15 protein-coding genes and 3 tRNA genes are annotated in these 11,690 nt (G+C 42.2%); 3 read left to right on the top strand and 15 right to left on the bottom strand.

The window, feature by feature from the left end; translation table 11 throughout:
* Positions 1-87: 87 nt before the first annotated feature.
* From NYE72_RS05725 to NYE72_RS05705, 5 genes are all read right to left on the bottom strand, one after another.
* A complete protein-coding gene (locus NYE72_RS05725) occupies positions 88-522 on the bottom strand; it encodes a DUF6526 family protein (RefSeq protein ID WP_036681683.1) in 435 nt (144 codons plus the stop codon).
* A 31-nt stretch (positions 523-553) separates the two neighbouring features.
* On the bottom strand, positions 554-1,465 hold the full coding sequence (locus tag NYE72_RS05720; RefSeq protein WP_076224657.1) for a copper amine oxidase N-terminal domain-containing protein: 912 nt from the start codon (positions 1,463-1,465) through the stop codon (positions 554-556).
* A gap of 79 nt (positions 1,466-1,544) precedes the next feature.
* Positions 1,545-1,964: a thiol-disulfide oxidoreductase DCC family protein gene (locus NYE72_RS05715; RefSeq protein ID WP_038569098.1), complete on the bottom strand. Its 420-nt coding sequence runs from the start codon at positions 1,962-1,964 to the stop codon at positions 1,545-1,547.
* 94 nt (positions 1,965-2,058) lie between these two features.
* Positions 2,059-2,337, bottom strand: coding sequence for a hypothetical protein (locus NYE72_RS05710; protein ID WP_036681678.1), 279 nt, complete (start codon positions 2,335-2,337; stop codon positions 2,059-2,061).
* Between the two features lie 190 nt (positions 2,338-2,527).
* On the bottom strand, positions 2,528-2,950 hold the full coding sequence (locus NYE72_RS05705; protein ID WP_036681676.1) for an organic hydroperoxide resistance protein: 423 nt from the start codon (positions 2,948-2,950) through the stop codon (positions 2,528-2,530).
* Positions 2,951-3,130: 180 nt separating this feature from the next.
* Between NYE72_RS05705 and NYE72_RS05700 the strand changes: the two genes are divergently transcribed.
* Positions 3,131-3,610 carry a glutathione peroxidase gene (locus tag NYE72_RS05700; RefSeq protein ID WP_036681674.1) on the top strand — a complete coding sequence of 160 codons (480 nt, stop codon included), beginning with the start codon at positions 3,131-3,133 and terminating at the stop codon, positions 3,608-3,610.
* A 171-nt stretch (positions 3,611-3,781) separates the two neighbouring features.
* Positions 3,782-4,291: a GyrI-like domain-containing protein gene (locus NYE72_RS05695; RefSeq protein WP_339211452.1), complete on the top strand. Its 510-nt coding sequence runs from the start codon at positions 3,782-3,784 to the stop codon at positions 4,289-4,291.
* Between the two features lie 67 nt (positions 4,292-4,358).
* On the opposite strand, the gene NYE72_RS05690 is transcribed toward NYE72_RS05695, so the two are convergent.
* Both NYE72_RS05690 and NYE72_RS05685 read right to left on the bottom strand, forming a co-directional pair.
* Positions 4,359-4,441 (bottom strand) — tRNA-Leu (locus NYE72_RS05690).
* An 88-nt stretch (positions 4,442-4,529) separates the two neighbouring features.
* Complete coding sequence (locus NYE72_RS05685; protein WP_036681672.1) at positions 4,530-4,895, bottom strand: helix-turn-helix domain-containing protein; 366 nt, start codon at positions 4,893-4,895, stop codon at positions 4,530-4,532.
* A 227-nt stretch (positions 4,896-5,122) separates the two neighbouring features.
* Here NYE72_RS05685 and NYE72_RS05680 point away from each other — a divergent pair, with 227 nt between their 5' ends.
* The gene (locus NYE72_RS05680) at positions 5,123-5,746 is read left to right on the top strand and encodes a hypothetical protein (RefSeq protein WP_051491199.1); all 624 of its coding nucleotides are present in this window, start codon (positions 5,123-5,125) and stop codon (positions 5,744-5,746) included.
* An 87-nt stretch (positions 5,747-5,833) separates the two neighbouring features.
* On the opposite strand, the gene NYE72_RS05675 is transcribed toward NYE72_RS05680, so the two are convergent.
* The 8 genes from NYE72_RS05675 to NYE72_RS05640 form a co-directional block, all read right to left on the bottom strand.
* Positions 5,834-5,916, bottom strand: a tRNA-Leu gene (locus NYE72_RS05675).
* Positions 5,917-5,922: 6 nt separating this feature from the next.
* Positions 5,923-5,994: transfer RNA gene (locus NYE72_RS05670), tRNA-Glu, on the bottom strand.
* Between the two features lie 138 nt (positions 5,995-6,132).
* Positions 6,133-7,323 (bottom strand): ABC transporter substrate-binding protein, encoded by a 1,191-nt coding sequence (locus NYE72_RS05665; protein ID WP_036681667.1) that lies wholly within the window; start codon positions 7,321-7,323, stop codon positions 6,133-6,135.
* A 71-nt stretch (positions 7,324-7,394) separates the two neighbouring features.
* Positions 7,395-8,096, bottom strand: coding sequence for an ABC transporter ATP-binding protein (locus tag NYE72_RS05660; protein WP_076317341.1), 702 nt, complete (start codon positions 8,094-8,096; stop codon positions 7,395-7,397).
* A gap of 6 nt (positions 8,097-8,102) precedes the next feature.
* The gene (locus NYE72_RS05655; RefSeq protein ID WP_076106951.1) at positions 8,103-8,885 is read right to left on the bottom strand and encodes an ABC transporter ATP-binding protein; all 783 of its coding nucleotides are present in this window, start codon (positions 8,883-8,885) and stop codon (positions 8,103-8,105) included.
* Positions 8,854-9,822 carry a branched-chain amino acid ABC transporter permease gene (locus NYE72_RS05650; protein WP_036681661.1) on the bottom strand — a complete coding sequence of 323 codons (969 nt, stop codon included), beginning with the start codon at positions 9,820-9,822 and terminating at the stop codon, positions 8,854-8,856. Before NYE72_RS05650 ends, NYE72_RS05655 begins: the two co-directional genes overlap by 32 nt.
* A gap of 11 nt (positions 9,823-9,833) precedes the next feature.
* Entirely contained in the window at positions 9,834-10,739 is a 906-nt protein-coding gene (locus NYE72_RS05645) for a branched-chain amino acid ABC transporter permease (protein ID WP_038569087.1), read from the bottom strand.
* Positions 10,740-11,210: 471 nt separating this feature from the next.
* Positions 11,211-11,672: a DinB family protein gene (locus NYE72_RS05640; protein WP_038569085.1), complete on the bottom strand. Its 462-nt coding sequence runs from the start codon at positions 11,670-11,672 to the stop codon at positions 11,211-11,213.
* Positions 11,673-11,690 lie beyond the last annotated feature (18 nt).

The raw sequence follows: 11,690 nt of genomic DNA, 5'->3' as shown, positions 1-11,690 counted from the left end.
GCTTCCGTTACTATCCCTTTAATTTACAGCTATAGTAGCATATATATAAGAAGGCAGCAATAAGTTTTTTCGCACATCAAGTGGTTTTTAGACTCTCATCGTATCTTCGCGCCAATTCTTGATGGCAGACCGGATATCGGCAGGACTAAGCTTTTCCTTCACCGCCCGCTGACATAGTGCCGGAAACTCTTCATCTCCTGCATACCGAAGCGCAATAATCTGAGCTAATTCAAGCTCTGGATTTAATGCTTCACCTGTCAATCGGAAATACCGGAACTGCTCCTCCACCCTCACTACTCGATCCTGATTTTTTGTCGCATAAATTCGAATTCGAGTAATCGCAAATAACAGGCATAGAGATAAACCAAATAATAGCAAGGGCACTGTTAAAGCACCATCATCACGTAACACCTGAACGACATAAATTCCCGACCATACAAATATAATCAGCGCAAGCGGCATAGTTACAAAATGATAAGGCCAATCAAAACGCATAAAACCTTTAGGTTTCCCCTTATTCATAATTCATCTCCATATTTATTTGACTTATATATTACTGAAGCTTGGTCTCTCCAGGTATAGCCACGACAAATGGTTTTCTAGTATCGTCCCAAGTCAGAGACTGTCCTGAAACTTTAGTAGTTCCATCCGCATGAACCATTCCATAAATAATCTGACTTCCCCAAACACTCGTATAAAAAGAGGCATAAGATGGAGCTAGAACAGGTGCTTTACCATATTCCTTCGCAACTGGGTAACCGAATATCGCGGTAAAATCTTTATTTGTAGCCTCTTTGGACATATCCAGATCAGCTTCCCAAACTACTTTTACAATATTATCCTTGATCTCATAATACTTTACGAAATGTCCATACATTATAAAATAACCATCAGATCTGCCTTCAGGAAAATAATACGTCATGGACAATGCTTCATTATCACCCGTCAATTTGGAGGGTTCTCTTTCTTCAACCGGGAATTGCAAAGCAGCTATGCGGGAAACAACTAAGTCATTACTATTATAATTCTGCACAAGTTTAGCATTGGCCCGTTCCTGAACCCAGACTGTATTCGTAGCAGCATCTACTGTTACTCTCGCTCCAAGAGCCTCCGCAATAAATCGCAGGGGTACCGCTACTCTTCCATCCACTATTTTGGCCGATACATCCAATTGTACAGCTTCCGAGTTCTTCCAAGCCGTCCGTGAACCAACCGTAAGCTTAATCTTCATAGAATCTCTAGCAATCGTAGCTTGCTTGGTATTGGCATCCCATTGAATAGAAGTATTCTTGAATCTTTCAAAAGCTTTCAGCGGAACCAGCGTCTTCCCCGACACGATTTGCACACCAACATCCACACTTGAATTGTTCACCATAATACGAAGCTTGGGGGCAGCTGAGGCCGTACCGATCATACTTAAAGATAACAACATGACTATAAAAAGCAGAAGCCCTTTCCGTTTCACTATTCGTTCACCCCTAGTGATAATATGAAAAAACTATACCAATTTATAGTTTCATTATAACATTCTCCCAGATTATGGTTTACAAAAATCTCCGTTTGATCTCTGGGGTAGGGAGCATACACTGCTCATCACGTCCGAACCAACGATAGCGGTTCTTAGCTACATACCGATAAAGGGCATTGCGCAATGGGCGTGGTACTAAGATGAACACGTATGCGGCAGGCCAAGGAAATCTCAATTTACGGGCAATTCTTAGCACAGCGGCCGACTCTGTATAATACACTCCGTTCTCCAGTAAAATCACCGTGTTTAATTGTCCAGGCTGAAGTCCGGACTCTTTCATTAGATTTGCCGCAATTTCATTCTGTAAAGGTGCGAATAGAAATTTAGCCTCGGGGTCACGCGGGATAATGAAACGAACTACCCCCTGGCAAAGATGACACACTCCGTCTATCAATACAATGGACTTATCTTTCATAAGGTTCAGTTCTTCGTTCATGGCTCCCCCTCCGTCTTAAAGGCGTAAATTTCTGCTTTTTTGGGTAAACAAAAACGCGGGATATCCTCCCGCGCCATCAAGTGCCGTTCTTTAATTATTCTGCGATTGCTTTCTCAATCCATTGATCCCCGATCATTTGCCCTTCGAAATCAGCAGTGAATGCCTCCATGCATTTGCAGATGAAATCTTTGCGGCAAATTGGACATGGAGTTTTAAGCAGGCGGCTGATGTTCGTCATTTTCCATTCCGGAAACCGATGATAAAACGCGCGGCACTCCGTTCCATCAGCAAGCTTGATAATGAACTCGTACAATCCTTCCTTATCGTTGCTGCTGGCTTTGGTCACATTCGTAATATTCGGTCTGTAAGACATCTTCATCACCCATTATTTAAATTTTTGGTTGTAAATTGCACACGCAGGCACATTCTCAGATACTTAGACATATTAAAGAATTTTAAGGGTGATGTCAACCAAAGACGCCTAACACGGCAGCTATTTATTACTCTTTTATGATTTACGTCTCTATTTAGCCATTATTTCCATAAAATATATACAGATACATTTAATCAACAATCTTTAATTCAACCTCGATATTACCTCTGGTTGCTTTGGAGTAAGGACAGAATTCGTGAGCCTTCTTCGCCAGTTCCTCTGCTTTGTCATGCTCAATCCCTGGCAGCTTCACATCCATTCTCACAGCTAGTCTAAAGCCTCCATCACTGTCATCCTTCCCAATGGACACATTACAAGTTACCTCCACGTCATGGAGTTTCACGCCCTCTTTACGAGCGATATTCGCTAGTGCACTCTCGTAACACGCTCCATAACCAGCCGAGAATAATTGCTCTGGATTGGTACCAGAACCTCCCGGTCCTCCAAGCTCTTTAGGCATGCTTAGATTATGCTTTAACACGCCATCCGAGGATTCAATGGAGCCTTCACGACCGCCATGGACTGTTGTAGTTGCTGTGTATAATGCTTTCATGAGTCATCTTCTCCTTCATCAAGCTGTATTGGTCATGCTCATACTTTATACTTTAAACAACAGGTATGATTTGAAACGAAGATGAGGAATGATTCATAATACTTTCTTATTTGGCTCCAGACCATAAATAGTGTACAATTAAATTGTTAAAAACTTAAATTAACTATGGAGGTGTCATCCATGAGTATTTATGATTTTGAGGTCAACACTCTTAAGGGTGAAGAGGAATCATTGTCAAAGTACAAAGGTAAAGTACTCCTGGTTGTGAATACTGCCAGCAAATGTGGATTTACTCCCCAGTATAAAGGTCTTCAGGAAGTGTACGAGAAGTTTAAGGACCGCGGGTTCGAAGTATTAGGATTTCCAAGCAATCAATTTGCTGGACAAGAGCCTGGCGAAAGTGATGAAATTGCGGAATACTGTGAGATTAATTATGGGGTAACCTTTCCTATGTTCGAGAAGATTGATGTAAAAGGTGATGAAGCACATCCATTATTCAAATACTTATCTAAGGAAGCCCCTGGTGTCTTAGGCTCAAAAAACGTGAAATGGAACTTTACGAAGTTTCTAGTTGACCAAGATGGCCGTGTTCTAAAACGGTTTGCTCCTAAAACCACTCCACAGCAGATCGAATCCGATATTTCCAAGCTTTTAAAATAATTCTTTAGTAAAAGGATACTCACCACATCACACAGCCCCCCCTGTTGTTATGCGGTAAAGTATCCTTTTCAACTTGAAAGAACGTCATAATATCGCTATATATCAGCACCCTTTAATCTCTTGGAATATTTTATAATATTGTTGGAATATTTTTTCTGGGAGGGATAATCGGTGACTGTTCAACTGCTTGATATACCCGAACTAAATGTTATTGGCTGGGCAAATCTAAACTCATCTGGGGAGCCATACGCGAATCTTTGGGAATATGTTTTTGGCGAGCTGGATATTGATGCAAAATTTGATGCTATACCCACAAAAGTTCAAAGCAGCGGTTGTTATCTCGGTCTATTTCAGAACCGTACATCCGTGCCTAAACTGTGGGAGCATACCGCATGGGATACTGATTTTTTCCTTGGTGTTGAAGTCGAGCAGTTAGATTGTATCCCTGAAGGCCTTGTTCATAAGAAAATTCCTGCGTCTACCTATGCTATATTTACTGCAAACGGTTTCCCTCAGTTGGCTTTTCAACACACCTGGAATTATATACATAATGAATGGCTGCCGGATTCCGGTTATAAGTTCAACCCTGATGGAGTCTTTTACATCCAATACACGGAGAAGTCCGGTCCGGATGATGAAGGATTCGAAGCCAATCTATGCGTGCCGCTTGTAAAGAAGTAGGTTATGTGATTGAGGAATGTACAAAAAAAGAAGCCTTGCATCGCAAGGCCTCTTTCTTCATTCTGTATGCGGTAGAGAGGACTCGAACCTCCACGGGTATACACCCACTACCCCCTCAAGATAGCGTGTCTGCCATTCCACCACTACCGCGCGGTGTGTTAAACATAGAACATAAATTTGTTTGAGGTCAACATTCATTATTATAAATGTACTTTTCTCAAAAGTAAAGATACAGATTTTAAGATTCTTCGTCGACCATTTTCTGTTTACGATATTCAGCAAAAGCTATATATTCCTTGATAAAATTCTTTTCTGCTGGAAGCAATTCATCTACTCGGCTTTCCGATAGCTGAACATCACTCAAATCATAGTCTACGCCGCTCTCTCGTACAGTATCCGGTGTATCTTTGCCGAGAATAAGCCAGTCCAGACTAACATGAAAAAAATCACCGATCTCAATCAGCTTATGTGTTCCTGGAGTAGTCTTCCCCCGCTTCCAATCTCCCATATTACCTGTGCTGATATTTAACTGCTCACAGAATGATTTTTTGGTCAAACCTTTCTGCTTAATCAGGTATTCTATACGTTCGTATATGGTCTGCATCGGTGAATCGCCCTCCATCTAAAAATAAATTACTTATTTACGTAATTTCCTATTGCAAAATAACGTAAATAAGTATATAATTAGTATTGTTATGTATTATCCGATTATATCATATGGCTGGAGTGACGATAAGAGGCGACTCAGGTGACAAGTATCTGTTAGAATACCGTCTGGCCCCCTTTGTTAACTTATCATCCTGAATGATCTCTAGGAGGGAGCGGTGACTTTTGTCAAAATGCTTATCATCTTCCATTATCCATTCACTTGAAGCTTTACCGCACAATGCGGTGGTGATCAACAGTCATGGGATTATCCAGTTCACCAACAGTAGGTGGAAGGCCTTTAGTCATGAATATGGTCTTTCTACTAATAAGAAATGGATTGGTGCGTATTACTCAGAGCTCATGCAAGATGTGATTATCGATCCCGATCAATGGGCCAAGCTTTATGAATCAGTGAAATATATACTCCGCAGAGAGCATCAGGTTTATACTTCCGAATTCTCCATACAAACCGCTAATAAAGGGAAACGAATCTTCCGTTTGGAGATCTATCCATTTCTCTCAGATCCGCACCCAGAAGCCACTTTTATAATTTCACTATATGATGTGGGCCCCTATAAAGAAGAACCTCTTCATCCGGAGATCATAAACCTCCGTTCAACCTTACCATCATCTTTTGAGCTAATCCCAATCTGTGCTTCCTGTAAATGTATTCGTAATCCCAAGGATGAATGGATCACCATTGAACATTTCTTAAAGCATCAGCTTTCTTTGCAATTCACCCATGATATCTGCCCAGACTGCATAAGACAGCTCTATCCCCAGTATGCTGGGGCTTTTAAGAGATGACCTGAGGCCACTGAATTTCACTTCTGATCTTATAAAAAAAAGTAAGAAATCCTCTGCGAACAAAGGGTTTCTTACTTTTTATTTGTATGCGGTAGAGAGGACTCGAACCTCCACGGGTATACACCCACTACCCCCTCAAGATAGCGTGTCTGCCATTCCACCACTACCGCATAATATGACCCGTATGGGATTCGAACCCATGTTACCTCCGTGAAAGGGAGGTGTCTTAACCCCTTGACCAACGGGCCATGCTTTACAAGTTATTTTCTTGTCACAACAAAAATGAGTATATCAAACCATAAGAATTTTGACAAGCCTTTTTTAAAAAAAAGTTTAAACTAAAAGAAACGCGCACCAATAAAGGTACGCGCCTCTAATCACAACGCTTATGGATTTACTTTTGCCTCAAAGGTTTGTACCCCATCTACAAACTTTAGCACCACAGCTGCTTTTACCGGGTCATGCGTTTCATTCATTGTGATTTTACCCGTGGCCAGTTGTAAATCCTTCGTCCCCGCCAGTGCATCCTTCAGCTTCTCAGGTTCTGTGGAATCCGCACGTGTAATGGCGTCTGCCACTAGTTTCACGGCGTCATATCCAAGCGCAGCCATCCCATCTGGAACAAGATCACCGTTAGCAGCTTTGAAGGCATCTACGAACGATTTTACTTCTGGCGAACTATCTTCAGGTGAATAGTGATTGGACATAAACGTATTGTTTAGGGCATCCGCTCCGGCAATCTCAGCCAGTTGAGGTGAATCCCAGCCATCCCCGCCCATAAACGGAACGGTGATCCCCATTTCGCGAGCTTGCTTTACGATTTTGCCGACCTCCTCATAATAGCCTGGAAGATAAATAACATCGGGATTAGCTTCTTTAATACGTGTTAATACAGCTTTAAAATCAGAATCTTTTTGTTGATAGGATTCTTCGCTTAAGATAGAGCCACCGTTCTTAGTAAACGTTGCTTTAAAGAAGGTCTGCAGCCCTTTGGAATAATCGCTTGAAGCATCCGTATAAATAACAGCCGTCTTCGCTTTAAGTGTATCCTTAGCAAAGTTAGCCATTACTTCACCTTGGAAAGGATCAATAAAAGAGGCCCGGAATACCCATTCGTTCAAATCTCCAGTACGTTCATCAACTGTCACTTTGGGATTGGTGGCTGAGGAGCTAACCAGCGGGATGCCTTTTTCTTGAGCAACGGGAACAATCCCGAGGGTATTCGTAGATGTAGTTGCACCGATAATAGCTACAACTTTATGGGTAGTAATCAGCTTTTGCGCTGCGCGTGTCGCCTCTTCTGACTTGGAGGCATTATCCGCTTCAATCAGTTCAAGTTTTTTGCCTAGTATTCCACCTGCGTCATTAATTTCTTTTACCGCCAGCTTTGCCCCTTTGAGTGCAGAATCACCGAAGGAAGCCTGGCCGCCTGTAAGCTCAAGGTCTGCTCCAATCTTGATGGTCCCTCCGCCAGCATTCCCACCTTCAGCAGTAGTGTTGTCTGTCTTGTTCCCACAGCCTGCCAGCAATCCACCAGCCAGTAACGCAGTCAGCAATATGGCCCCGATTTTCTTCATCCTCTTCCAGCCTCCCAAAATAAATAATTTATAGGTTCTTTCTGTGATGCTGTTATGAACTAGCCGATGAATTAATGTCCCAGATAAGCCATTCTGATCTCTTCCGAATCTGCCAATTCCTTGGCATCTCCCTCAAGCACGACTCTGCCCGTCTCAAGAACGTAAGCCCGATGAGCAATTTTAAGCGCCTGATGGGCATTTTGTTCTACAAGAAGCACTGTTGTTCCAGAGGCATTTACTTCCTGGATGATCCGAAAAATATCCTGAACGAGTAATGGAGCAAGCCCCATCGAGGGTTCATCTAATAATAAAAGCTTGGGATGCCCCATCATCGCACGCCCCATAGCAAGCATCTGCTGCTCCCCGCCGGATAATGTGCCGGCAAGCTGTTTTTTTCTTTCTAAAAGACGCGGGAAGGTGGAGTAGACCTTGGCAAAATCAGCAGCTAAGCTGCCCGAATCTTGTAAAAAAGCTCCTAGCTCCAGATTTTCTTCCACAGACATATTAGCAAATACACGCCTGCCTTCCGGACAATGAATAAGCCCCTGTTTTACGATGGACTGAACACTCTGATTCGTAATAGATTTATCCATGAAATCTATACAGCCTGTTTTGGGTTTCAGTAGTCCCGAAAGCGTCTTAAGCAATGTGGACTTACCCGCTCCATTTGCGCCGATTAGAGTTACAATCTCGCCTTCTTTTACATTCATACTTAAATCCTTCAAGGCATGAATAGCCCCATAATATACATTGATCCCCTGTACGCTAAGCATGGTCCACTACGCCTCCTGTCCCAAATAGGCTTCTATGACTTTGGGATGATTCCGTATTTCAACGGGCGTACCTTCAGCAATCAACATTCCGCGATCCAGCACATAAATCCGGTCACACACCCCCATAACCAGGGACATATCGTGCTCGATAAGCAGGATCGTCAGCTCAAACTCTTCACGGATCCAGGCAATAAGATTCATTAGATCCCGAGTTTCATTCGGGTTCATCCCTGCGGCTGGTTCATCCAATAGCAAAAGCTTAGGTCCTGCTGCAAGCGCGCGCGCAATTTCCAAACGCCTTTGATTTCCGTAGCTAAGATTCCCGGCACATTCATCACATTGATCGGCAAGATTAAATATTTTGAGAATATCCATAGCCTTTTGCGTAATTTCGTTTTCTTCTGCAAAATGCTTAGGCAGGCGGAGCATGGAAGTGAACATCGAATGTCTGGCATGCTGGTGAAATGCGATCTTAACGTTATCCAGCACCGTCATAGAAGTAAATAGACGGATATTCTGAAATGTCCGTGCTGCCCCTTTTCGGTTAATCCGATAAGGCTTCATCCCGCCTACTGCCTGATTACTGAGGATAATATCGCCACTGGAAGGCGGGTATACACCTGTCAGCAAGTTAAAAAGGGTTGTTTTTCCTGCGCCATTAGGTCCGATGAGCCCAATCAACTCGCCTTTATTAATATGGAGGGATACCTCGTTAAGCGCCTTAAGCCCGCCAAATGCACGACTTGCTTGTTGAACATCAAGAAGCACTTCCACTGTTGATGCTGTCACTTGGTTTGACCTCCTTTTTAGACCATTTCAAGAAAGAAAAACCCGTGCTGCCAAGCAGCCCCTTAGGCCGAAAAATCATCATCAGAATTAGAATCGCCGAGTAAATAATCATCCGCAGCTCCGGATATTCCTGAAGCACCGTGAAGAGCACCGTCAGTACAATCGCACCCACGATGGCCCCGCTTGTACTTCCTAGTCCACCTAACACAACCATGACTAGAATTTCGAATGATTTTAGAAAATTAAAGCTTCCAGGATTGATGACGTAGAACTTATGAGCAGAGAGACCACCAGCTATCCCCGCAAATAATGCTCCAAGTGAAAAAGCAATGACTTTGTACAAAGTTGTATTAATCCCCATCGCTTCAGCAGCAATTTCATTCTCACGAATCGCTATACAAGCCCGGCCGTGAGTGGAACGTATAAAGTTATTGATCACAACAATCGTGACCAATGTGAATAGAAACATAATCGTCCAAGTCGTTTGATTAGGGATGCCGCTTAGGCCTGAAGCTCCGCCCACATATTCTGTATTGAGCAGGACAATCCGGATAATCTCACCAAATCCCAGCGTAGCAATCGCCAGATAGTCTCCATTCAGCCGCAAGGTCGGAATCCCGATAAGCACACCGAAAAATGCAGCAACCAGTCCAGAGATCACTAGCGCCAGCACGAATGGCATATCAAAGTTCAAAGTTAAAATGGAAGAAACATAAGCACCAATGGACATAAATCCAGCATGCCCGATTGAGAATTGTCCCGTTATCCCATTAATCAGATTCAAAGACACCGCCAGCATGACATTTATACAAATTAGAATTAGCGTAGACTCCATGACATCATCAAATATTCCCGTTGTTAGAAGAACTTGAATGACGATATATAGCATGATAGAAAAGACAATGCCTATCCAAAATGACTTGTTTATCTTCTTCATACGGCATCACCCTACACTTTCTCGCGGACATTTTTACCAAATAGCCCGGATGGTTTAAAGATAAGGATTAGGATGAGTACAGCAAATGCCACACCATCACGCCACGAAGAGTATCCCAGAGAAGAAACCTCTGTCTCGACTGTGCCCAGCAGAAGTCCCCCTACCAGAGCACCAGGAATACTGCCAATGCCACCTAAAACCGCAGCCACAAAAGCTTTAAGCCCCGGAAGTACCCCCATCATCGGATCCACTGAATTGTAAGTCATTCCGAAAATAACGCCTGCTGCTGCCGCAAGTGCAGATCCTATCGCGAAGGTGGCTGAAATGGTCCGATCTACATTAATCCCCATCAACCGTGCTGCTTCCATATCAAAGGAAACGGCCCGCATCGCTTTACCAATCTTTGTTCGGTGCACAATATACTGAAGGATGATCATCAAAATAACCGTCGTCCCCAAGATCATGATTTGATTGGAGTCCACCTGAATCGAGGAACCAAACAAGTTGTATTGCTGCTTATTAAGAATCTCCGGAAATCCTTTAGCCTGAGGACCAAGCACAAACACTCCGCTGTATTCCAGTAAAAAAGAAACGCCAATTGCAGTAATCAACACAGCGATTCGCGAAGCTTTTCGTAGAGGTTTGTATGCTAGCCGTTCGATTGACATCCCCAGCAACGCACTGATTGTCATAGAGATCACCAATGAGATAAGTAAGACCAGTATCGGAGGAAGCCCTGCTGAAGCCAAGTACCTGGCACTGAACAATCCAATAAACGACCCAACCATAAACACATCCCCATGGGCGAAATTGATCAATTTAATAATCCCGTAAACCATGGTGTACCCAAGTGCGATCAGAGCATAGATGCTCCCTACAGAAATCCCGTTAATTAACTGTTGAATGAAATACTCCATCGCCGTCCCCCAATCCCCATATTTATTTTTAAAAACACCTTTCTTTAGCTTACATTCATTTTCATTATTTTATGTCACTTATATTAACACAGCACTATACATTCGTCAGTAAAATTTGTGGTTTTTACTATAATATTCAATATTTTATGTTATATTACATAACATTTTGAGTTAATCCTTTGGGACGTATATAGATAGAAAGTGGGTAAAGAGAAGAAAACAGGAGAATTATGGAGATTTTTAAAGTTTGATTTTCAGAGGGGGAGTCTTTGATTTTACCTACAGATTGCATTTAATGATAAATAATATAACATTTGTCTCTTTGGATATGTGTTTTTCGAGTTTATTATGAGTTCCTGGTCAAGTTGTATCTCTATTTTTGCGCAAAAAAAAGCTCTGTCCCACACAATAATCGAGTGAGAGAAAGCTAATTAGGGTGGTCAGTTCCATTCTTTGCACTTCCGTCACGAGTCAATTACTCATCATTTTCTTTTTTAATTCTTTAATCTGCATCATATGATGTAGGTCATGCGATATAAAATCCTTTAAATAGGACTCAAAGGAAAACCTTCCGTCCACATATTTGCCTGAGTATTTTCCCTCCTCAAGACTACTTATACAATCTAATATTAAGTTACGATACTTCACAGTCAATTCTATTAATTCGTCTTTGGTTTTTGTCTTACCATATATAACAGCATCATTATTGAATTGATCGAAATCAATAAGTTGAAGTGTTATCGCTTTATCGCATGCTATCGGTTCGATCGTCGATTCATAGAAGTATTTATCCCATAACAAAATATGACTAACAACATCATGAATGGTCCATTTTCCTTCAGCGATGGGTGTTTTCCAATCTAAATCAATAATTTCTAGAACAAATCCATTCCATTCCTTAAACTGATTTAGCAAATCTGATCTGTTATTCATTGGCACATCTCCTTTTCT

This window comes from Paenibacillus sp. FSL L8-0333 (genome assembly GCF_037965665.1).
In the GTDB taxonomy this organism is placed as follows: Bacteria; Bacillota; Bacilli; order Paenibacillales; family Paenibacillaceae; genus Paenibacillus_AQ; species Paenibacillus_AQ odorifer.
The sequence above is the reverse complement of the archived record's forward strand: the minus strand, read 5'-3'. Positions and strand labels throughout refer to the sequence as shown.

What these genes read in the sequence shown, in the direction of transcription:
- NYE72_RS05715 (WP_038569098.1), bottom strand. Translation starts at nt 1,964, where the DNA reads ATGAACGAAGAACTGAACCTTATGAAAGATAAGTCCATTGTATTGATA.
- NYE72_RS05685 (WP_036681672.1), bottom strand. Translation starts at nt 4,895, where the DNA reads ATGCAGACCATATACGAACGTATAGAATACCTGATTAAGCAGAAAGGT.
- NYE72_RS05640 (WP_038569085.1), bottom strand. Translation starts at nt 11,672, where the DNA reads ATGAATAACAGATCAGATTTGCTAAATCAGTTTAAGGAATGGAATGGA.
- NYE72_RS05710 (WP_036681678.1), bottom strand. Translation starts at nt 2,337, where the DNA reads ATGTCTTACAGACCGAATATTACGAATGTGACCAAAGCCAGCAGCAAC.
- NYE72_RS05725 (WP_036681683.1), bottom strand. Translation starts at nt 522, where the DNA reads ATGAATAAGGGGAAACCTAAAGGTTTTATGCGTTTTGATTGGCCTTAT.
- NYE72_RS05705 (WP_036681676.1), bottom strand. Translation starts at nt 2,950, where the DNA reads ATGAAAGCATTATACACAGCAACTACAACAGTCCATGGCGGTCGTGAA.
- NYE72_RS05665 (WP_036681667.1), bottom strand. Translation starts at nt 7,323, where the DNA reads ATGAAGAAAATCGGGGCCATATTGCTGACTGCGTTACTGGCTGGTGGA.
- NYE72_RS05700 (WP_036681674.1), top strand. Translation starts at nt 3,131, where the DNA reads ATGAGTATTTATGATTTTGAGGTCAACACTCTTAAGGGTGAAGAGGAA.
- NYE72_RS05650 (WP_036681661.1), bottom strand. Translation starts at nt 9,822, where the DNA reads ATGAAGAAGATAAACAAGTCATTTTGGATAGGCATTGTCTTTTCTATC.
- NYE72_RS05660 (WP_076317341.1), bottom strand. Translation starts at nt 8,096, where the DNA reads ATGCTTAGCGTACAGGGGATCAATGTATATTATGGGGCTATTCATGCC.
- NYE72_RS05645 (WP_038569087.1), bottom strand. Translation starts at nt 10,739, where the DNA reads ATGGAGTATTTCATTCAACAGTTAATTAACGGGATTTCTGTAGGGAGC.